Raw genomic sequence first — 21,116 nt, forward strand, 5'->3', positions numbered from 1 at the left:
GCTCTCGGCGTCGGCATAGGTGTCGAATGTCGCAATCACCTGGCGAGCAGGTGGGTGTGGACTTACGGCGGAGGTTCCGCCACTGGACTCTGACATCACCTCCCTGCCTGATGGGTTGGCCGGCCAGAATATCTCCGTGTGGTGCCGCTGCCGCGGATGCCTGGGGTTTTGCGTAGGGGCAGTCCCAGTGTCATCCGATGCGGTTCGGCCGCAGTGAGAATTGTCGCGTCAAGATCGCGTGAGTCCTGCATGTACCTCGCCTCTGCCTCGGTCCGGGGCACTTCTCAGTATCGCCCAGAACGGTGCCTACCGTCATGGAATGGGGGAATCGACGCGGCGGGTTCAAGTATTGGTCGTAACCCTGCTGATTGGAGAGAAGTGTGCGGATGGGACGAAGAGAGCAAAACGGGAGTCGAGTGTCGGCAACGCTTGAATTCGAGGCCGATGCGACGGTGGAGAACGAGAGCACCGTGTCGGTGTGTGGCTAGTCTGCCTAATTCTCCATTCTGATCCTGGGAAGACTGTCGATTCCGCGTCCTCAAACGCGGTAGCTGGCACCTTCGAGCGTCAACACGTCGGCGTGATGGACGATCCGGTCGATCATCGCGGCGGCGACGGCCTGATCACCGAAGACTCGACCTGACCTTCGTCGCCCGGCGGGACCGCTCCGCGGGGCATCGTGGCTTTCGACGCCGCGACCCGTTCGGCGAATCGCGCCGAAATATAGCGACGCACAGTTGATTCCGATACCGGGACACCGTGGTCGTCGCGCAGTCGTTGGGCGATCGTTGCTACGGTCACCGACTCGTCGCGCTGGCCTTCGATCCAGGTGTGGTGGGCGGCGATCGCCGGCGAGGTCACCGCCCGCGCCGTCGGGGCCACCACTTAGGGGAACCAGGCCCCGATCAACTCGCGCCACAGGTTCTCGTCGAATCTGTGGCCGTCGCCGGGGGGCAGCCCCGCCTCCAGCGCAGGGGCCAGGTACTTGCGGATGGGGAATTGCATGACCGCTGACAACCGCAGGAACCACATGGTTCGATCCGGTCAGCGGAGACGAGGGAAGCGACACGCGGGCCGAGATATCTGTGTGCCACTCGGGGGATCGAAGGTCGCGGTTGGTGGGCTGTCGGTCGTGAACTCGTGCGCTCGAGGTCATTCATTCGTGCGCTTCAGGACATGTTCGTTCTCTGCTCGGCCACCTAGTGTTCCACCTCACAGCGATGCGACGGGGTTGCTCAACCGTCATCCAGATTGAACTTTGAAAGGTGGCTGTCGGCGTGGCTGGTCTGCAAACAGTGCAAAAGATTGGTCCGGTGCTCGATCTGTTCACAGTTCAGCGTCCGGAATGGGGTGTTTCCGAAGTTGCAGCGGCTATCGACGTGCCCCGGTCGAGTGCTCATGCATTGCTGGCCAGTCTCGTCGACACCGGGTTGTTGCAGTGCCGGAATCGCGGCCGATACCGGCTCGGCTGGCGCATCGTCGAATTGGGGGAAACACTCCGCAGCACTGTGGACGTACGGTCCTGTTCCGCTCCTGTGTTGGAAGAGCTGGTCGAAAACTATGGAGAAACGACACACCTGGCCATCATGGAACGCTGGAGTGTCCTCTACGTCGACAAGGTGATCGGTACGCACAACATCACCGTGCAGGGGGCTCGAGTGGGTACCCGGCTCGATGCCCACTCCACAGCTGTGGGCAAGGTCCTGCTCGCGCAACTCGACAAGACTGAATTACAGCGGTACTTGACAGCGCGTCCGTTACGTCGATTGACACCGTCGACGACTACGAGTCCGCATGCGCTCGCCGATGCTCTCGAAATGACTCGCATGGCTGGTGTCGCGGTGGACATGGGCGAGACGGTGTCGGAGGTGCACTGTGTCGCCGCACCGGTACGAGACGACATGGGTTCGGTGGTTGCTGCAGTGAGCATAAGTGTTCCGGCCACCCGATTCGCTTCGCGGCGAGCTCAACTCGAGCGTGCTGTGATCGCTGCCGCCAACAAGATCACTCGCTCTATTGCCGAAGCGGCGGACATCGTTCCACTCGAATCCCGGAACCACCCATCGCTGGAGCCGGTCGGTAGCTGTCCCCGAGCGTCCTGACATCTGTATCAACCGCACGACACAACCGAGGAACTATGGATATTGCTGTTCAGAAGGCAGCGGATCGTCTGCTCGACGCGTATCGCACCGCCGAGCCGATCGACCCGCTGACGCCCGAGTATCCCGACGCGTCCCTAGAAGTGGCATACCGCATCCAGCAGGCGCAAGTAGAGCAGTGGACATCGGCCGGCGATGTCGTCAAGGGACACAAGGTAGGCCTCGCGTCGCGAGCAATTCAGCGACAGATGGGGGTCGACCAGCCCGACTTCGGGCATCTCACCCAGAGCATGTTTCATCTGGAGCACCATCCCATCGCCAGCGGCACATTTCTGCAACCGCGTATCGAACCGGAGATTGCATTCGTCCTTGGTCGTCCACTGGCCGGCCCAGGCGTGACTGCCGCAGAGGCAGCGCGGGCAGTGGATTTCGTCCTGCCTGCGCTGGAGATTGTGGATTCGCGGATCAAGGATTGGAAGATCGGAATTTTCGACACCATCGCCGACAACGCTTCGTCCGGCGGGGTCATACTCGGCAGTTGCCCGGTCTCGTTGGACCAGCTGGATCTGCGTCTGGCTGGCTGTAACCTGCACATCAACGGCGAGCTCGTCGCAACCGGTGCCGGTGGCGCAGTTCTCGGGTCACCGCTCAGTGCGCTGGTGTGGCTGGCCAACACGGTGGGTCCGCTCGGCGTTACCCTCGAGCCGGGGCACGTGGTGCTGCCCGGCTCGATGACCGGTGCGTATCCTGTCGCACCCGGCGATTCCATCGTTGCGACTATCAGTGGGCTCGGCACCGTCACCGCCGTGCTCGGCGGAAAGGACGAACAGTGACCGAGCAACTATGGAGCCCGGCCAAAGTGGCCGATGTTCTTATACGAGCGGAGGATAGCGGCGTCGCGCAGACGTCGATTCTCGCAGAATGGGACGGTCTCGATCTGGCCGCGGCATATGAGGCTCAAGATATTGCGCTGCAAATGCGGATCTCGCGGGGGGAGAGGGTCACCGGTGTCAAACTGGGTGTGACCTCCAAGGCGAAGCAGCGTCAGGTGGGAGTCGACTCGCCGTCGACGGCGTGGTTGACGGACGCGATGATCCTTCCGATCGGTGAGCCGGTGCCCCGGGAGAAGATGATCCACGCGCGTGCCGAACCGGAGATTGCGTTCGTCATGGGACGTCGACTCGAAGGGCCCGGGGTCTCGGCGGCGACTGCGCTCGCGGCGGTCGACCATGTGGTCGGTGCGATCGAAATCATCGACAGCCGGTTCTCGGGTTACAAGTTCTCCATGATGGATGCTGTCGCGGACAACAATTCGTCCGGCCGGTACGTCACCGGTCCCATCAGTGTGCGGCCGGACTCGCTGGACCTCGGTCTCGAAGCCTGCTTGCTCGAAGTGGACGGTGAGATCGTCGATTCGGCGACAGGAGCTGCTGTGCACGGCCATCCCGCGGAGGCGCTGGCTTTCGCGGCGAACACCCTCGCCGAGCGTGGCCTGGCAATCGAGCCGGGCTGGGTGATCCTCACCGGGGGGATGACGGATGCGGTTCCGGTCCGGCCGGGGGCGCGGATCGCTGCTCACTTCACTCATCTCGGTACCGTAAATGTGTCAGGAGGCTGATGATGCCGTTCATCGAGGTGACTATTTCCGCAGGGCGTTCGCCCGAACAGCTCCGCGCACTGATACATGAACTCACCTTTGCCGCCCAGCGGGCCGTGGACGCGCCGTTGAGCAACATTCGGGTGGTGCTGCGTGAAGTTCCGGCTACTCACTTTGCCGCCGGTGATGTGACGATTGCAGAACGATCTCCTGCTCAATGACTTTCGTTCGATTCTCCCGAACGATCTTCGTGTCCATGCAAGCGAGTCGGGACAAGACGATGAGTGCAAGGGACACGTAGACCGGAGTTGGGGCGGACCGCCCTGTTCCTTTTCCCGTTCGGGGAGTCGCTATGACGACGGCACGTCGTCGCCGGCAATGCCTTGACCGGGGACAGACGAGCAACGTCGCAGGCGAGACCGCCGGGAATCTACGAGGGAGTCGGTGAGATTCAACGCTGGTGCTGGCGCGTCCGATTTGCGGACGCGCCAGCACGCCGGGTAGACGAGATTGCTCAACAGCTTACCGGCGGTTGCTGAACACCGTTGCAGGAGTTCGAAAACCGCTATCGGATACACGATGACGGCTACAGGTCAGAACGTGGCGGTCTGGTCACCCGTTGTCGCTGCTGGTGCTGGTGCTGGTGCCGAGTTGCTGCATGCGGAAATGCAGTGGGCTGGTCCCGAAGCGACGTCGGAACGCTCGACTGAAATGCGAAACATCGCGGAAACCTACGCGGACGCTGATGGTAGAGATCGTGGCGTCGGTGCTCAGCAAGAGTTTGCGAGCTCGCTCGAGCCGCTGTTGATTCAGCCATGTGCGTGGTGTCGTGCCTGCTGCGCTGAAAATCTTGTGGATGTACCGCACGGACATTCCCAGTTCGGCTGCAAGGTCGCTGATCGAGTAACCGGGGTCTGTCATGTGTCGTTGCATTGCCTGCTGTATGACTCGAAAGTCCTTGTTGTGAACTCGTTTGGTGGTGTTGAACGGAGTTGTGCGTTCACTGATGGCGGATACGAGTAGGTCCATCGCGCACGCGGCAACGGAGGCTGAGGAGTTGGGCGAAAGAAGGGAGTCGTCAGTTGCCATGTCGACGAATAGGCGAGAGACGTATCGGCTGATGCCGCTGCGGCCGGAAAAACCTTCACCGGTAATCTCCGCTACGGCTTCCAGGGGAAGATGTGGCGCAAACACCGCGCGCGGCGCGCGGACGACAATCTGCTCGAACTCGGTCTGGGCGTCGACGATGAACGGCGCCGATGAGTCGAGGATTCCGAACGCCCCGCTTTCGAGCTTTGCGGACCGAGAGTGTTGACCGATGACCGCTGTACCGCTCGTGATCAAGCACAGTAGGTAGTCGTCGTTGGGATCGGACGAGATCATGTTCGGGGTGCGGATTACTGTGTGTGGGTCTGCGCGTACGACACTGACTGTGACGTCGACGAAGGGACGCACCGATAGTTCCGCCCCGAACGAGTCCGATATGTCAGGCCAGTCGACGTCGAGTTCGCAGTATGTCGAGTCGAGTGTGTCTACCCACCGCGAACGTACCTCGCTCGATTCGAGCTCGCGTGTGCTGATTACGACCTTGGCGCTGGCCTTGTCGGTGCAATCGGAGTCATTGTTCTGTGCACTGTCGGTCATGTCGCTGCCCACCTCCATATCCTAGTGTTGCAGATCACACCGGCTTCGAATATAGGAGGTATTCGCTCCCCGGAGTCACGCCCACAGCTTCCGCGTCCGCACTCGTCCCGAACGGAGTAGATCGTGACCCGCGCTGCTCCGCCTGGGGCGATTGGATCACCTGAAGGCGTGACACCGACCGGAACCCCATGACGCTCGACTTCGCCGCGAAGCACCCGTGTCCTACGTCCGCGTAGTCGGCATGCATCTGGTGTCGATCTCGCGAACTGTCTCGACGGAAGAGTTCGCGGTAGAGGGCGCAGGACCGGCTCGACTGTCGGCATGAGCCGCGGAGGTGACCCGGAGCGAATCGGGCCACCTGTGTAGGTCAGCGGTGTTCGGTTCGATAACGGCCAGGGCTGGAACCGTATGCGGCGCGGAATGTGCGGCTGAAATGGGACACATCGCGAAAGCCTGATTGCTCACTCACTTCGGCGACTGTCAGATCGGTGCTCAGGAGGTACTTACGTGCTCGCTCCACCCGTGTGCGGTACAGCCAGGCGCGAGGGGCCGTGCCTTGCTCACGGAAGAGGTTCTGAATGTGTCGCACAGACATCCCCGCTTCTGCAGCGACCCTGGATAGTGATAAAGCGGGATCGTGTAGCTGTCGCTCGACGATCCGCTGCACTTCGGCCAGATCACGCGCGTGACTGATCTTCGTCGGGTCGGTCTCGGTGGCGCTGTCGGTGAGGGCGGTGACCAGCAGGTCGAGAGCGACGGATGATATCGAGACCGCTGACCTCGTCGGCAGTGTCCGGTCCTGTTCGGCGACGTCGAGGAGGAACCTGCTCACGAGTCGGCCCGTTCCCGAGATCCCACTGATGGGCAGCCCGGTTCCCTGCTCGAGTACTCGCTGGGGTAACCGCGCTTCGAGCAGGGGTCTGGGAGTGTCGATGACGACCTGACGAAAATTCGACTCGGCTTCGAATTCGAACGGGGCGGCGCAGTCCAGTAACGCGAACGATCCCTGCTCGAGAACTCCGCTGCGTCCGTTTTGGGTGACGCGGACGTTACCGTCGGTCACCACCAACACGAGGAAGTCTCCCGCGTCGTCCGAACGCACCATCGCCGGCGAACGGATGACCGAGTGGACGTCCGCGCGCATCGTGCTGACATGCAGTTCTCCGATGGGATGACCGCCCCATTCTGCGATGAACGGTTGGCGTGGATTGGGCCATGCCACGTCCGACTCGCAATAGAGGGTGCCGACTGTGTTCGCCCACAGATTACGGCCTTCCGTGGAGTCGAGTCCTCGCGTATCGAGAGATACCACAGTGGGTTTGGTGGATTTACGCGTGGAGTCACTCCATCGTTCGCACTCAGTCATGTTTATCGGTACCTCCGGAATCTAGTGTTCCGTGTCACAGGGAGCTGGCTCTGTACGGACCGTCGAGTGCGGAATTGCCTCGGAGCGGCGCCTGGATTCGCATCGGCCGAGAACACCGTCTCGGTCTGAGCTCGACAACAGGAGTGAGCACGTGACGACGCCAACTATTCTCGAGACCTCCACCGGAACCCCCAACGATGTCCGGCCGATGACCGGCGCGGAGTACATCGAGTCCTTGAAGGATGGACGCGAAGTGTATTTCCGCGGAGAACGTGTCCCGGATGTCACGACTCATCCGGCTTTCCGGAACTCGGTTCGCTCGATCGCTCGGATGTACGACGCGCTTCATACCCCCGAAGCCCAGGGGGTGCTGGCGGTGCCGACCGATACGGGTAACGGTGGATTCACGCACCCGTTCTTCAAGACCGCCCACAGTTCCGACGATCTTCTTCTGTCCCGCGACGCGATCGTCGCGTGGCAACGTGAGGTGTACGGGTGGATGGGCCGGTCGCCCGACTACAAGGCCTCTTTCCTCGGGACCCTCGGTGCCAACGCGGACTTCTACGGTGAGTACAGGCAGAACGCACTCGACTGGTACAAGAAGGCGCAGGAGCGGGTGCTCTATCTCAATCACGCGATCGTCAATCCGCCCATCGACCGTGATAAGCCTGCCGACGAGACCGCGGACATCTGCGTACATGTGGTGGAGGAAACCGACGCCGGCGTGATCGTTTCCGGCGCCAAAGTGGTGGCGACCGGGTCTGCGATCACCAATGCCAATTTCATCGCCCATTATGGACTTCCGCTGCGCAACAAGAAGTTCGGGTTGATCTTCACTGTTCCGATGGACTCGCCGGGCTTGAAGCTGTTCTGTCGAACGTCCTACGAGATGAACGCTGCAGTGATGGGCAGCCCGTTCGATAATCCCTTGTCGAGCCGCTTCGACGAGAACGACGCGATCATGGTGTTCGATCGTGTGCTGGTTCCGTGGGAGAACGTGTTTGCCTATGACGCGGACACCACGAACGGATTTGTGACGAAGTCCGGGTTCATGGCTCGGTTCATGTTCCATGGTTGTGCACGCTTGGCGGTCAAGCTCGACTTCATCGCCGGCTGTGTTCTGAAGGCGGTGGAGACGACAGGTACCAACAATTTTCGTGGTGTCCAGATGCAGATCGGCGAGATCCTCAACTGGCGCGATATGTTCTGGGGCTTGTCGGATGCGATGGCCAAGTCTCCCGATGAGTGGGTGAACGGGGCTGTGCAGCCGAACCTGAACTACGGTCTGGCCTATCGCACGTTCATGGGGGTGGGCTATCCGCGGATCAAGGAGATCATCCAGCAGACGCTCGGTAGCAGCTTGATCTACCTGAATTCGCATTCGAGCGACTGGGGTAACCCCGACATCCGGCCCTACCTCGACCAGTACGTGCGCGGGTCCAACGGCATCACCGCGATCGATCGTGTGCAGCTGCTCAAGCTGCTGTGGGATGCCGTGGGCACCGAGTTCGGAGGTCGGCACGAGCTGTACGAGCGCAACTACGGTGGCGACCACGAGGCCGTCCGCTTCCAGACATTGTTCGCCTACCAGGCCCAGGGACTGGATACCGAGCTCAAGGGCTTCGCCGAGAAGTGCATGTCCGAGTACAACGTCGACGGGTGGACACGTCCGGACTTGATCAGCAATGATGATCTGAAGATCGTGCGTGGTTGAACGGGACGCGACGATGACGAGCACGACCATGACCGACAACACCCCGAACGGCGGGATCGAGGTCACACCCCTACAGATGCGGAAGGCCCTCGGCCGGTTCGCCAGCGGCGTCACCATCGTCACCACCGCCGAAAGCGAGGACGACGCGTCGGTGCACGGTATGACGGCCAACGCATTCACCTCCGTTTCGCTCGACCCCCCGCTTGTTCTGATATCCATCGCGAACCGAGCCAAGATGAACGAGCGGATCAACAAGACCGGCAAGTACGGTGTTTCGATCCTGGCGACAGATCAGGAGCCGTTGTCACTGCACTTCGCAGGAGCTGCCCATCAACCCGATCTGGTGCGATTCGTCTGGCGCCGGGAGGTTCCTCTCCTCGAAGGCGCGCTGGTGCACCTGGCCTGTTCGGTGGACGCCTCGTATCCCGCCGGTGACCACATGTTGCACGTGGGCCGAGTGGAGCAACTGTGGTATGACGACGGACATCCGCTCGTCTTCTACACCGGTAGCTTCCGGTCGCTCGAGTTGCTGCGCGACGACCCGTGGGGGTTCTGAGTAAACCCCTCGGACAGGGGGTGGGATTGCCGAAGGTCGATCCCACCCCCTTGCGGTGTCGGGTAGATCAGATGGACGATCCGCTGTCCGCGCGAGCGGCGATTTCGTCGGCGCGTACCCCCGCTGCTGAGTGGCCGCCGATGAACCAGTTCGCCGGGTCCACCTCGATGATCCGACCACGGACGGCCGAACGCGGCACCCCGAGTACATCGACGATCAGGTCGGTGAACCGGGCCGCGAGCTCCTCGCGCTGTGCGCGAGGACGACCCGCCAGCACGATGGCTGTAAAGTACGGTGCAGCCGTGCTGCTCTCGGAGGCAACCGCGCCGGCGACCGCGACATCATCGGTGGTGTAGCGGACGATGAAGGTCCGAACTCGCTCGAGCGGGGAGTCGAGAACCTCCGAATAGCAGTGGCTCGCCTCGACAAGCAGACGGTGCCGCTGCTCGACGGTGAACCGTCCGTCGAGCAGATGGAAATGTGCAACAGGCATGAGAGGGCCTTTCGGGAGTGGTGCTCTATTGGACGCCGTGGCGTGTGCCGGCGTCGACGTTGAGGACGCTGCCGTGTAGCACGCTCGCCTCGGGGGCGAGCAGCATCTCGAGGATCCAGCCGAGCTCGTCCAGCGTCGGTAACCGGCCGAGCGTGGTCTTGGCGCGGTAGCGCTCCCAAATGGTGTCGAGATCGCGGCCGGTCTCGGCTGCTTCGGTTTCGACGAATTTGCGGAGCCGTGGCGTGTCGACCGGGCCGGGCGCGATGGTGTGTGTGGTGATGCCCTTCGGTCCGTACAAGGCGCTGAGCTGGCGCATCAGATTGAACACTGCGGCGTTGACGGTGCCCGGCGCGGCGTCGAGCGGGCCGGGTTCGAAACCGAGCGATCCGGCGACGGCGACGAATCGCGATCCGGGGACCAGCTGGCCGCGGACTGCGTGCAGCAGCCGTACCAGCCCGCCGACCTTGATGTTCGCCCCTACAGCAAGCTCGCCGGGGCTGATCGTGTCGGCGGAACCACGTACTGGCAGACCCGCGGCGAACACGGCCATCCGGATCGGCGCGTCGACATAGGCGGAGATCGCCTCGATCGCACTGTCGTCGCTGATGTCGGTGACACAGGGGATGATCAGGCTGTTTTCGGCTGCAAGGGTTTTGAGGTCTTCGGCGTTGCGCGCGACCGCGATCACGCGTAGGCCTCGACGGACCAGGCGTCGGGTGAACTCGGTGCCCATCGCACCGGTGGCGCCGACGACGACACACAACTTGGGGCAGGTCACGGGTGATTACTCCTCGGGGAGAAGCGGGGACGGCCGGTGCAGCACCTACTGCACCGGCCGCCCACGTGGATGAGTCGAAGGACCGGATCAGCCGCGCAGCCGAAGGGTCACGGCGCGCGGTTCGGTGAAGAAGTCGCGGGAGTACTGACCGCCTTCACGTCCCAGGCCGCTGGCGCCTTCGCCTCCGAAGGGGAGACGCAGGTCGCGTTCGAAGAAGCAGTTGATCCATACGGTGCCGGCCTTCCAGCGCGCGGCCATCCGGTGGGCGCGGTCGAGGTTCTGGGTGAACAGCATCCCGGCCAGGCCATAGCGTGAGTCGTTGGCGATGCGCAGTGCCTCGTCTTCTGTGTCGAAACCCAGGACGGTTTCGACGGGCCCGAAGATCTCCTCTTGCGCGGTCCGGGAGTCATTGGTCAGCCCAGTGATGACGGTGGGGGGATAGTAGAAGCCCTTGGCGTGGGCGTCGCCGGCCAGACGGGCGCCGCCGGTGACGACTTTCCCGCCTTCCTGCTGCGCGAGTTCGACATAGCCGTGGACTTTGTCGAGATGGCGTTGTTCGATGAGCGGGCCGATGAAGTTCGACGGATCCTTCGGATCGCCGACGCTGAGCTTGTTCGCCTCGTCGACGAACCGCTCGAGGAACTCGTCCATGATGCTGTTCTGCACGAGCAGTCGGGATCCGGCCAGGCACACCTGTCCGTTGCCGCCGAAGATCGCACGGATCGACATCGGTACGGCCACGTCGAGGTCGGCGTCGGCGAAGATGATGTTTGCGGACTTTCCGCCCATCTCGGCCGAGACCGGCGTGTGGTTGGGTGCTGCTGCCTGAAGGATCTTGACTCCTGTGGCACTCGACCCGGTGAAGGTGATCCGGTCGACTCGCGGATCGGAGGTCAGCGGGCCGGCGACGGCTTCGCCACCGAAACCGTGTACTACGTTGAGTACTCCGTCGGGCAGTCCGGCTTCGAGTGCGAGTTCGGCGAAGCGGTGTGCAGTCAGTGGGGTTTGGGGTGCCGGTTTGAGGATTGCGGTGTTACCGAACGCCAGGGCGGGCGCGATCTTCCAGGTGGCCAGCATCAGGGGTGCGTTCCAGGGGCTGATCGCCGAGACCACGCCGGCAGGCGGGTAGAGCACGTAGGACAGCAGATCCCCGTCGGGGTAGGCCTCGTTGGCGGCCATCGACGCGTAGTCGGCGAAGAACCGCAGGTTGTGCGCCACGCGCGGGATTTCGGCGTGCAGGGACTGGTTGATGCCCTTACCGCCGTCGCGGGTTTCGAGCTGGGCGAGTTCTTCGCGGTGCTCGTCGACCTTGTCGGCGACCGCGTGCAGGATCTTTGCGCGTTCCTTCGGCGACATCTGTGGCCAGGGCCCGCTGTCGAAGGCGTGGCGGGCGGCGGTGATCGCAGCTTGTCCGTCTTCGGCGGTGCCCTTGGGTACGACACCGAGTAGCGACCCGTCGTGCGGATCGATCGATTCGAAAGTTGCTCCGTCCGATGCGTGCTTCCATTCGCCGCCGATGAGATGACGGACCTGTGTGGTCGACGGTGCGTTGTGGGTGTGGGTCATGACAGTCTCCTGTGTCAGACTCCGGCGCGGGCCGGGAGTTCGTAGGTGCGGCCGGCGAGCTCGGAAGCGACGTCGATGATCATGTCCTCCTGGCCGCCGATGACACCGCGTCGGCCGAGTTCGATCAGGATGTCGCGGGTGGAGACACCGAATTTCTTCGCGGCGCGTTTGGTGGGGTGGAAGAATGTCGAGTAGACACCGGCGTAGCCGAGGATCAGTGCAGTCTCGTCGACGATCTGGGGTTCTTTCATCAGCGGCGCGACGATGTGCTCGGCGGTGTCGATGAGTGTGAACAGGTCGACGCCGGTATCCCAGCCGGCTCGTTCGAACGCGGCGGCCAATACCTCGGTCTGGGCGTTGCCGGCGCTGGCGCCGAGCCCGCGCAGAGATCCGTCGATGAATGTCGCCCCGTTCTCTGCGGCGGCCAAAGCGTTGGCGATACCGACCCCGAGGTTGTTGTGGGCGTGGAAGCCGATGTCGGCGGAGATCGCCTGCCGCAGCGCGGCGACGCGCTCGCCGGCGTGCTGCGGCACCATGGCGCCGGCAGAGTCGACGACGTAGACGACGTCGGCGCCGTAGGAATCGAGCTTGGCGGCTTGCTCGGCGAGCGGCTCGGGGTCGAGTTTGTGGCTCATCATCAGGAACGTCATGACGTTGAGGCCGTGTTCTTTCGCCCATTCGATGGGTTGCTGGCCGCAGTCGGCTTCGGTGCAGTGCACCGCTACCCGGACGGTTTTGATGCCCGCGTCGATCGCTCTTTGCAGTTCGGCGAGGGTAGCGATGCCTGGCACGTAGAGCGCGGCGATGTCGGCGTTGTCGACGGCGTCGACCGCGGCGCGCACGTACTCGGGGTCGGTGGCGGCGGCGAAGCCGTACTGGATGGACGAGGCGCCGAGGCCGATGCCGTGGGCGACCTCGATGGTCGGGATGCCGGCCTGATCGAGTCCGCGGGCGATATCGGCGACGTTCTGCGTGGTGAACTGATGCGAGACCGACGACATGCCGTCGCGCAGTGTGGTGTCGACGAGGGTGACCTTGCGGGGTGTATCGGTGGTGGCGGTGGTGGTCACTGGATTGCTTCCTTGACGAGGGTGCGCTGGGCCATGACGTCGGCGACCTGCACGGCGGCGGCGGTGATGATGTCGAGATTTCCGGCGTAGGTGGGCAAGAAGTCGCCGGCGCCGACGACCTCGAGCATGACGGTGACCTGGTCGCCGTCGACGTCGACCAGGCGCAGGGTGTAGCCGGGGACGTACTGCTGGACCTTGGCGACCATGTCGATCACTGCGCGCTCGATCGCGGCCGGGTCGGGGTTGCGGACTTTGGCGTAGACCGTGTCGCGCATGTTCATCGGTGGTTCGGCTGGGTTGATCACCGAGATGGCCTTGGCGCGATCGGCTCCGGCGACCTGGGCAAGTGCCTTGCCGGTTTTCTCGCTGAATTCGCTGAGGTTCTGCCGGGTGCCGGGTCCGGCGCTGTGCGAGGCGATGGCAGCGACGATCTCGCCGTAGGACGCGTCTGCGACCTCGTTGATGGCATACAGGATCGGGATGGTGGCCTGGCCGGCGCAACTGACCATGTTCACGTTCGGCGCGTCCAGGTGCGTGCTGAGGTTCACGGCCGGCACCACGTACGGGCCCACTGAGGCAGGTGTCAGATCGATCGCGCGGATGCCGGCTTCGGCGTAGCGCGGGGCAGCGGCGGCGTGGACTTTCGCTGATGTCGCTTCGAAGACCACGTCGGGAAGGTCGGGCCGGTTGAGTAACCAGTCGATTCCCTTTGCGGAGGCCTCGAGGCCTTCCTGTCGGGCTCGTTCGAGCCCCTCGCTGGTCGGATCGATACCGATCATGTACATGGGATCGACGTGCTCGGATCGCAGCAACTTGTACATCAGGTCTGTTCCGATGTTGCCGGATCCGACGATCGCAGCTTTCAATCGACTCATCTGTGCGGCCTTCCCTGAACTCTCGGGTGATGGGCTCGACGCTAGGAAGGGGTTGCTGGTCGGAAGGCGGAAATCCTGTGGTCCTGAACATGTGCGCGGTCGGGAACGTCCCTGTTCGGTTATCCCGGATGTCGGCGACTACCTGGTTTACATGGCCGCAAGCTCGTGGTCACCACCACAGCCCGGTGCAGCTCGCCCGGACAGCTCAGATCAGGAGTAGCCATGACCGAACTCACTGCTCGATTCGATATCGCGCATCTCGCCCGCGCCGAACTGTTCACTCCCAAGCCGCAGGAGACGCTCGACTTCTTCACCAAGTTCCTCGGCATGTATGTCACTCATCGGGAGGGTCAGTCCGTATACCTTCGCGGCTATGAGGATCCGTACCAGTGGAGCTTGAAGGTCACCGAGGCACCCGAGGCAGGAATGGGTCACGCCGCGCTGCGCGCGAGCTCTCCGGAAGCACTCGAACGTCGGGTGGCATCGCTCGAGCAGGGCAACGTCGACGGTAAGTGGAGCGAGGACCAGTTCGGTTACGGCAAGACCTTCGAGTTCCAGTCCCCGGATGGACACAACCTGCAGTTGTTGTGGGAGGTCGAGAAGTACGTCGCCCCGACGGCACTGCAGAGCAAGATCCTTTCGCGTCCTTCCAAGAAGCCGCTGTCGGGTATTCCGGTCAAGCGCATCGATCACCTCAACCTGATGGCGTCGAATGTCACCGCGCTCAAGGAATCGTTCGAGCAGCACCTCGGGTTCCGGACCACTGAACGTGTCGTCGACGGCAACGTCGAAATCGGGGCGTGGATGAGCTCGAACCTGCTCGGTCACGAAGTTGCCTGTATGCGCGACATGACCGGTGGGAACGGCAAGCTTCATCACGTGGCGTTCTACTACGGCACCGGACAGCACCTGGCCGACGCGGTCGAGATGTTCCGTGACTATGACATCCAGATCGAGGCTGGTCCGGATAAGCACGGCATCACCCAGGGGCAGTTCCTGTACGTGTTCGAGCCCGGTGGAAACCGTATCGAGCTGTTCGGTGAAGCCGGCTATCTGCATCTTGATCCTGACGCTGAGACCAAGACCTGGCAGATGTCCGACATCGATACCGGTCTCGCTGTTGGCGGTGCGAAGCTGCCGTGGGAAACGTACTTTACGTATGGCACTCCCAATCCGCTCGCGCTGGATCAGCACATCGAGAAGTTCAGCCACTTCGGTCCCGGCGCGCCGATCGAGGATCCGGATGTGGCTGCTGCCGAGCAGGCCATCCCGGACGACATCGACCACTCGCGGGCGGTTTCCGGTTCGCCCGCCTGATTGGGATCCGTGCACCCGCTCAACCGCAATCGTGTGATTGTTGTTGAGAGCCTGAGGTCTCCGATGTGGACAGCGAGTTGAACAATTCTCCACATCGGAGACCTTTGTGTGGACAGGAGCGCTTCCCATACAGAATTGCCGTTGGTGTAGTTGAATCGACGGACTGAGGGGCGATGTCCATCGGCGGGTGGTCTCGAATGAGGTCCGGGGCGGTCGAGTTCTTCCTCTGCTGTGAAGGAAATCGGTGTCGGTTCGGGATGACGGCATTGAGCGTCAACTCCACCCTGGGAAGGGATGCTGGCGCTGACGGCGAAGTTCGCGGGGATACCGTCGCAACCCAGCTGGGTCCGTTGAGCAGTGCTACCAGATGTCTTGTCTCCCTATCCTGTCAGGAGATGTCATGGAATATCCCATTCGTTATCGAGTATCAGATTCGACGACCGAATCGGTGACCGCACGCGATCTCGAGGTAGTGCTGCAAGCGCTGACCGGTCGCCCTATGGAGGCCGTTGATATCGAGGCTGTCGAGTCTGCTCTCGACCTCGAGAGGATGTCTCGTGTGGGTATCCCGCATCAGTTGTGAAGGCATACTGTCGAATTCGATGGTGCATTGCTCTGGTGCACAGTAGAACTGGCCTGTACGAGATGCTTGTGCTCGCCTAGAGCTGTGGCGGGCAGGGGTAGGAATGCGAAAAAGGCCGGCAGTCGCGATACCAAGGATTGTGAGCAAGGCCGAGGTGATGGCCGCCCCTGGTTCGGAGGGGCGATTGCCTGTGAACACGGTGGTCAAGACTGATGGACCGATGCCGTTGGTGAACTGCAGCAGAGCGCAGAGCGAGCTGCCGGGCGAGCCAGCCTCCTCGGATTACTCGGGCTGAAGGCAATATTTCCCGCCACTTGCCATGCTCGATAAATCGGGACTCGGAACATCCGAGGACGCGAGCTGGATACGGTGACGCCTAACCGCGCAGGACCGTGCATCCGCCGACGTCACTGAAGTCGCGCAATTGGGGTTCTTGCATGCTCGGCGGTTCACGGGGGCGGGGTTACAGAACGGCCTTCGGGTCCAGCTTTGCGGAAGATCTGCGGGTTACCTCCCCGGGCGAATGAACTGGCAACGAACAAAGTCTGGGGCAGCGAGTACATACGCGCTGCCCCAGACTCTTGTCGTGGTGGATCCTGAAGGTCAGAGCACTGCCGGCGCTGTGCTGGTTGCGGGCGTAATGGCGAACTCCTCGCGGAAGATCAATCGAGGAGCCATACGCCTGCGCTTGAGTGCCTTGACCGCCGCATCGACCATCGCGGGTGGGCCGCACAGGAATCCGCTCATCCCCTTGCACGAGGGAAAGTCGCTGACCACGACATCGGTGACCAGCCCGGTTGCCCCTTCCCACTGCTCCTCGCTGAGAACGGGTCGGTAGTGGAAATGCGGGTGCCGGTGTTCGAGATCGCGGAAGAATTCGACATCGTAGAGGTCTTCCCGCCGGCGGCCGCCGTGGTAGAGGAACAGTTCTGGGACGAGGTCCTCGACGAGGGCGTGTTGGACGATCGATTTCAGTGGAGCCAACCCCGTCCCACCGCCGATCAAGATCGCCGGTTCATCCTGTTTCGCGACGAGATTGAACTGCCCGAGGGGGCCGCGCAGCGAGACTCGTTCCCCGAGCGTCATTGAGCGGAAGATCCACCCATCGGTCGACAACCCGCCCGCGGTGAGCTTGATGTGAAATTCCAGCCGCCGAGTCTCGGTCGGAGGATTAGCCATCGAGTACTGCCGCGCCCCTGCGTGCTCAGGAACGATGAGTTCGGCGTACTGACCGGCATTGAACTGCATCGGAGTGTCCAACTCGATCACCAGTCTGCGCGTGTTGGCAGCGATGTCGTCCAACACGACGACGGTGCCTTCATAGTCGCGTAGAGGATGACGAGGCACGCCGTCATCGCTGACGTTGCCGAGCGGCTCGACGGTCAAGTCCGAGCGGGGAGTGGCCATACACCCCAGAGCCAGTCCTTCGGCCCTTTCCTCGACGGTCAGGGTGTACTCCGGAGTCTGACGGTGGTCGACCTCACCGCGCAGCACCTTGAGTTTGCATGTCCCGCAGGTTCCCTGAGTGCACGAGTGGGGCAGCCACTCGTTGGCCCGCAGGGCAGCATCGAGAATGGATTGGGTTTCTTCAACGGCAATGTCCGTGTTCTTTCCCTCTATACGGACCAAATATTGATCAGACATTTCCGGTAGCGCTCCAATTCAATATCGATAACCTCGGGTGTTCCCGATGCTCGCCGTATCTGTGCAGATGATTCAGGAGGGGTGAGGTCGAGGTCGCCTACACTTCCCATTCGACCAACAGCTGCTTGGGGCCGCGGAAACCCCATCCCCAAAAGTCCACCTCGTGGGTTTCGTCTCGTTCGATGTTCGGAATTGCCTCGAGCAATTCTTCGAGTCCGATTCGGACGACTGCATTGGCGAAATAGGTTCCGGCGCATGCGTGTTTTCCGCCGCCGAAGGTCATGTTCGGCACCAGGGCACGATCGAGGTCGTATTCGGTGGGGGCGTTGTACGCGTTTTCGTCCTGATTGGCCGAACCGTACGACAGCATCACGATTGAACCCTCAGGAAGCGTGACCCCGCCCACGGTAACTTCTCTCGCGGCGCGCTTGACCGCGGCGGACCAGATCGGGGCAACCCAGCGCATGCCCTCGGATGCGGCGCGGGGGATCAGAGTCGGATCGTCGATGACACGTTCGAGCTGGTCCGGTCGGCTGAACAGTCCGGCCAAGGTCGTGGCCATGGCATGACCGGGCTCCTGCATTGCTCCGAGCAGGAAGACATACAGGTTGGGGTAGATGACGTCGCGACTGCGGGTCTGGCCCTCCGGCATCCCGTCGTGCAGCCAGTGCGAGATGGCTGAATGGTCCGGTTCGACGATCCATTTGTCGATCTTCGGGTCGACATGCGCGATGATTTCCGCTTTGGCGCGGTCGCCGGGGGCGAACCCTTCGGGGTTGGCGAACTCACCGTTTTCGTCGACTGCCGCATTGGTGAACGACACGCTCAGATTGTGGAACCACTCGCGCAGTTTTTCGGTGCTGACATCCCCGAGACCGAGCAGGTCGCCCAGTGCGCGGACACTCACCGGCTCGCAGTAGGCGGCGACGATATCCGCGTGCCCGTCGTTCTCGAACTCGGCAATGCGCTGTCGCGCAAACGGTCGGACGAGATCGTCGATGTACTTGTCGACGGCTGAGGGCTGCAGGTGTGGTTCGACCATGTCCCTCAGATTGCGGTGCTCGTCTCCGTTGGTATTCAGCAATGCCTGAGGGCCGAAGGTGCGGCCGCCGGCAGCGGAGATCACCGCAGGCCAGGTTGTGTCGTCTTTGGAGATCTCAGCACACAGTTCTTTCGTCGAGACGATGTGCATGCCGAGGGCGGGAACGTAGGCAATGGGTGCCTCTTTGCGGAGGCGCTCGTAGAACGGGTATGGATCGGCCTCGAGCTCCTCGATGGTGATTTCGTCGATGAAGCTGCGGGTGGAAGTCATCATGCTCCTTCTGATTTCGGGTGCTTTGAGCCGGGAGGCGGGCTGAGGCGGCTGTGAGCTGCTTCGGTTGGCCAGGCGGAGGTGATCGTCGGGTCAGCGAAGCGCTGGTAAATGTCTGTGTGAGCCGGCCGCGACAAACGTCAGTTGGGTGTGCCGATTATCGGGATGTCTGATGGGGCCTGATCGCTAGCGTGTGCTGCGCTCGAGAGCGTCGAGAGAGCTGGTACGAAGTGCTGCACGGTCGAGTCGTATGTCAGGGGCCTCGTTCATCCTCGGACGTCACTGGCGCGGATCTTCGTAGCAGCGCAGACAAGCTGCTCGGACCTCACTATGGGGCCCCGTCCACGCCTAGAAACCGCGTAAAGACGATCTCAGTTCCCCGGGGTTGGAGGCTCAGTGGTTTCGCGTGCGCCAGAGATTGGATATCGAGCCGGTCGCGGCGGTCACTCATGCGTCGTTCTCCTTCGTCACCTGCGGCGGAGTGAGAGGTGGTGTGGCGGCCGGCGGGTGGCGGCGCGCACACGAATAGCGTCGGGCATGAGCCCGCAGGATCCGGCTTCCCAACTTCACCGAACCGCGTCGGTTTGTGTCTGATGTCACGAGGATGGTCGGAATCGTCGGCTGTGCGTCGCACTGTTCGGGATAGCCGAACGGAAAGGGTGAATCGTCGGGACATTTTCGGCTGCACCGGAAATGAGACGTGTCAGGGATGATTCGGGGAGCATCCCTGAGCTTCGTTGTTGGGTCCGGTCGAAAAGTGAGCAGCTGGCCCCGAGGTGGTCGCACTCCATCGTGTGCGACACGCACCTACACATCTGGAGGCTGTGCCGTCGACTCGAGATGTCAATAGGGCGCGGGGCGGCGCCCACTGTCTGCCAAACCCCGACGATTCCTCGAGCTGTGTGCCCGCCGATAGGGCGTACGCACCGTCGCTCGACAGGTTGGAGCCCGACCTGCCGCCGGGGAGTTGGGCCGGCGGCTATATTCTCGAGCGGGACGGCAGATCGATCACGACCGTCGCCCCACTCGACCGCCTCGTCGTCCGCGAGATCAGTTCCCTCTGTCTGCCCGAAGACTAGTGCCGCATCAGGCTACGTTCGCCCTGTTCACGATTTCGCGTAGCCGTTGATCCTCGGCGTGCTTGTTGCGCCAGATGATGTAGCGACGGATCATCGACCCCTGCTCCCGATGACTACCGTGATCGGTGCCGTCGAGTGCGAAGTACCGCAACGCCGTGAACTGCGCCTCGATCCGGTTCAACCACGAACTGTTCGTCGGGGTGTACGCGATCTCGACGTTGTTCGCCTCTGCCCACTCCGCGACGCGACGGCGCTTTCTCGTGGTCAGGTGGGGTGAGAAGTTGTCGCACACGATCGCGATACGGACCTCGGCTGGGTACAAGGTGCGCAGGTAGCGGCAGAATTCGAGGAACGTGGTGCGGTTCTTCGTGGTCTTGACGTGCCCGTAGAGCTTGTCCTTGCCCACGTCGTACGCGGCGAACAGATGCCGCACTCCGTGCGGGCGGGTATAGGTCGCCCGCCGCCGGCGCCGCGGTTCCCGGTCCGGGTCCTTGTGCTTGCCACCGCGCTCGGCCCACTGCCGGCCCGGATGCGGCTGCAAGTTCGAGGGACCGAACCCGTCGAGGCAGAAAATCACCTGCGGCTCATCGGGATCGGGCACGACCTCGCCGTCGGCGATGGCGTACAGGTGCTCGACACGGGCTTTCTTGGCTGCGCACTCCGAATCTTTCGATCGTTTCCAGGTTTTCACTTTTTGAAAGGAGACACCCTCCTCGCGGAGCAGCACGCGCAGACCTTCGTGGCTGATGTCGTCGACCACCCCCTCGGCGACCAGGAACTCGGCGAGTGTGGTCAGGCTCCAGGTCGAGAACGGCAGGTCATGTTCGGTCGGCACCGATTTGGCGATCTTCTTGATCTCCCGGCGTTCCGGGAGAGTGAATTTCTTCGGCCGGCCACCGGAATATTTCGGGTACAGCGAGTCGAATCCGTCGGTATTGAAGTTGTGGATCACATCGCGGACCCGGTCGGCGCTGGTGAAAGCTACTTCGGCGATCTTGGGTACTGGCATGTTCTGGGCGGAGAGCAGGATCATCTGGGCGCGCCGCCAGGTCACCACCGATCCGGTGCCACGGCGGATGATCCGCACCAGCCGCTTGCCTTCGTCGTCATCGAGTTCTCGCACTCGTACTCGTACTCGTTCTGCCACTCGACCAGGTTGACCGATCCCGTGGCCGACACGCCGCAACCGGTCGGCGTGTCGGCGAGAACGGGGCAAAGGTTCACGGGTGCGGCACTAGCGGATCCAGATCGCGGACCTCCGTCGGGACGGCATCAGCGTGGTCGGAACTGTCCGACTTCCGAGCGCCGTCAACAGGATTTAGCCTCAATACCGTTAAGTTAGTGACTCACTATGGTGCATATCGGTGACTGGGTGGGTTGTGGATGGTGTTGGTGGTGCGCGCGTTTCGCGGCCCATTTGAGG

Annotated in this window: 19 protein-coding genes and 2 pseudogenes; 8 read left to right on the forward strand and 13 right to left on the reverse strand. The window is 62.4% G+C overall.

Features of this window, described 5'->3' with window-relative positions:
- The 3 genes and pseudogenes from ACQR3U_RS22525 to ACQR3U_RS22535 all read right to left on the reverse strand — a co-directional run.
- A pseudogene (locus tag ACQR3U_RS22525) lies at window positions 1-96 on the reverse strand (general stress protein); the annotation flags it as partial.
- Between the two features lie 442 nt (window positions 97-538).
- Window positions 539-646 (reverse strand): annotated as a pseudogene (locus ACQR3U_RS22530) (ATP-binding protein); the annotation flags it as partial.
- Window positions 601-885 carry a hypothetical protein gene (locus ACQR3U_RS22535; RefSeq protein WP_230811510.1) on the reverse strand — a complete coding sequence of 95 codons (285 nt, stop codon included), beginning with the start codon at window positions 883-885 and terminating at the stop codon, window positions 601-603. The pseudogene ACQR3U_RS22530 and the gene ACQR3U_RS22535, both read right to left, overlap by 46 nt.
- 392 nt (window positions 886-1,277) lie before the next feature.
- Here ACQR3U_RS22535 and ACQR3U_RS22540 point away from each other — a divergent pair, with 392 nt between their 5' ends.
- Genes ACQR3U_RS22540 through ACQR3U_RS22555 form a run of 4 tightly spaced genes read left to right on the forward strand, consistent with a single transcriptional unit; the run spans window position 1,278 to window position 3,917 of the window.
- Window positions 1,278-2,102: an IclR family transcriptional regulator gene (locus tag ACQR3U_RS22540; protein ID WP_033097545.1), complete on the forward strand. Its 825-nt coding sequence runs from the start codon at window positions 1,278-1,280 to the stop codon at window positions 2,100-2,102.
- Window positions 2,103-2,137: 35 nt separating this feature from the next.
- Window positions 2,138-2,932, forward strand: a complete 795-nt coding sequence (locus ACQR3U_RS22545) for a 2-keto-4-pentenoate hydratase (protein ID WP_024102200.1) — start codon at window positions 2,138-2,140, stop codon at window positions 2,930-2,932.
- Window positions 2,929-3,717: a 2-keto-4-pentenoate hydratase gene (locus ACQR3U_RS22550; protein ID WP_037216937.1), complete on the forward strand. Its 789-nt coding sequence runs from the start codon at window positions 2,929-2,931 to the stop codon at window positions 3,715-3,717. The genes ACQR3U_RS22545 and ACQR3U_RS22550 overlap by 4 nt, the downstream gene beginning before the upstream one ends.
- 2 nt (window positions 3,718-3,719) lie before the next feature.
- Window positions 3,720-3,917: a tautomerase family protein gene (locus ACQR3U_RS22555; RefSeq protein WP_006551052.1), complete on the forward strand. Its 198-nt coding sequence runs from the start codon at window positions 3,720-3,722 to the stop codon at window positions 3,915-3,917.
- A 391-nt stretch (window positions 3,918-4,308) separates the two neighbouring features.
- On the opposite strand, the gene ACQR3U_RS22560 is transcribed toward ACQR3U_RS22555, so the two are convergent.
- Both ACQR3U_RS22560 and ACQR3U_RS22565 read right to left on the reverse strand, forming a co-directional pair.
- Window positions 4,309-5,340, reverse strand: a complete 1,032-nt coding sequence (locus ACQR3U_RS22560) for an AraC family transcriptional regulator (RefSeq protein WP_230811508.1) — start codon at window positions 5,338-5,340, stop codon at window positions 4,309-4,311.
- Window positions 5,341-5,707: 367 nt separating this feature from the next.
- Window positions 5,708-6,706 (reverse strand): helix-turn-helix domain-containing protein, encoded by a 999-nt coding sequence (locus ACQR3U_RS22565; protein ID WP_230811504.1) that lies wholly within the window; start codon window positions 6,704-6,706, stop codon window positions 5,708-5,710.
- Between the two features lie 208 nt (window positions 6,707-6,914).
- Here ACQR3U_RS22565 and ACQR3U_RS22570 point away from each other — a divergent pair, with 208 nt between their 5' ends.
- Complete coding sequence (locus ACQR3U_RS22570; protein ID WP_006551048.1) at window positions 6,915-8,420, forward strand: 4-hydroxyphenylacetate 3-hydroxylase family protein; 1,506 nt, start codon at window positions 6,915-6,917, stop codon at window positions 8,418-8,420.
- 28 nt (window positions 8,421-8,448) lie between these two features.
- Window positions 8,449-8,976 carry an NADH-dependent flavin reductase gene (nphA, locus tag ACQR3U_RS22575; protein ID WP_033098461.1) on the forward strand — a complete coding sequence of 176 codons (528 nt, stop codon included), beginning with the start codon at window positions 8,449-8,451 and terminating at the stop codon, window positions 8,974-8,976.
- A gap of 67 nt (window positions 8,977-9,043) precedes the next feature.
- Here the strand turns inward: nphA and ACQR3U_RS22580 are convergent, their stop codons facing one another.
- From ACQR3U_RS22580 to ACQR3U_RS22600, 5 genes are all read right to left on the reverse strand, one after another.
- Window positions 9,044-9,469 carry a tautomerase family protein gene (locus tag ACQR3U_RS22580; protein WP_006551045.1) on the reverse strand — a complete coding sequence of 142 codons (426 nt, stop codon included), beginning with the start codon at window positions 9,467-9,469 and terminating at the stop codon, window positions 9,044-9,046.
- Between the two features lie 25 nt (window positions 9,470-9,494).
- Window positions 9,495-10,247: an SDR family NAD(P)-dependent oxidoreductase gene (locus ACQR3U_RS22585; protein ID WP_019290743.1), complete on the reverse strand. Its 753-nt coding sequence runs from the start codon at window positions 10,245-10,247 to the stop codon at window positions 9,495-9,497.
- A gap of 87 nt (window positions 10,248-10,334) precedes the next feature.
- Window positions 10,335-11,813, reverse strand: a complete 1,479-nt coding sequence (locus ACQR3U_RS22590) for an aldehyde dehydrogenase (RefSeq protein WP_019290744.1) — start codon at window positions 11,811-11,813, stop codon at window positions 10,335-10,337.
- A 14-nt stretch (window positions 11,814-11,827) separates the two neighbouring features.
- Window positions 11,828-12,883, reverse strand: a complete 1,056-nt coding sequence (gene dmpG, locus ACQR3U_RS22595) for a 4-hydroxy-2-oxovalerate aldolase (protein ID WP_006551042.1) — start codon at window positions 12,881-12,883, stop codon at window positions 11,828-11,830.
- Entirely contained in the window at window positions 12,880-13,758 is an 879-nt protein-coding gene (locus tag ACQR3U_RS22600; RefSeq protein ID WP_006551041.1) for an acetaldehyde dehydrogenase (acetylating), read from the reverse strand. The genes dmpG and ACQR3U_RS22600 overlap by 4 nt, the downstream gene beginning before the upstream one ends.
- A gap of 222 nt (window positions 13,759-13,980) precedes the next feature.
- Between ACQR3U_RS22600 and ACQR3U_RS22605 the strand changes: the two genes are divergently transcribed.
- Window positions 13,981-15,075 (forward strand): VOC family protein, encoded by a 1,095-nt coding sequence (locus ACQR3U_RS22605; protein ID WP_230811505.1) that lies wholly within the window; start codon window positions 13,981-13,983, stop codon window positions 15,073-15,075.
- Window positions 15,076-15,475: 400 nt separating this feature from the next.
- Window positions 15,476-15,658 (forward strand): hypothetical protein, encoded by a 183-nt coding sequence (locus ACQR3U_RS22610; protein ID WP_138941515.1) that lies wholly within the window; start codon window positions 15,476-15,478, stop codon window positions 15,656-15,658.
- A gap of 603 nt (window positions 15,659-16,261) precedes the next feature.
- On the opposite strand, the gene ACQR3U_RS22615 is transcribed toward ACQR3U_RS22610, so the two are convergent.
- The 3 genes from ACQR3U_RS22615 to ACQR3U_RS22625 all read right to left on the reverse strand — a co-directional run bounded on the left by ACQR3U_RS22615 (window position 16,262) and on the right by ACQR3U_RS22625 (window position 20,840).
- Entirely contained in the window at window positions 16,262-17,302 is a 1,041-nt protein-coding gene (locus tag ACQR3U_RS22615) for an NADH:ubiquinone reductase (Na(+)-transporting) subunit F (protein WP_230811506.1), read from the reverse strand.
- A 97-nt stretch (window positions 17,303-17,399) separates the two neighbouring features.
- Window positions 17,400-18,614, reverse strand: coding sequence for a cytochrome P450 (locus ACQR3U_RS22620; protein WP_019290749.1), 1,215 nt, complete (start codon window positions 18,612-18,614; stop codon window positions 17,400-17,402).
- 1,086 nt (window positions 18,615-19,700) lie between these two features.
- Complete coding sequence (locus ACQR3U_RS22625; RefSeq protein WP_308251512.1) at window positions 19,701-20,840, reverse strand: IS630 family transposase; 1,140 nt, start codon at window positions 20,838-20,840, stop codon at window positions 19,701-19,703.
- Window positions 20,841-21,116 lie beyond the last annotated feature (276 nt).

It is taken from the genome of Rhodococcus sp. IEGM1339 (assembly GCF_050321925.1).
In the GTDB taxonomy this organism is placed as follows: domain Bacteria; phylum Actinomycetota; class Actinomycetes; order Mycobacteriales; family Mycobacteriaceae; genus Rhodococcus; species Rhodococcus pyridinivorans.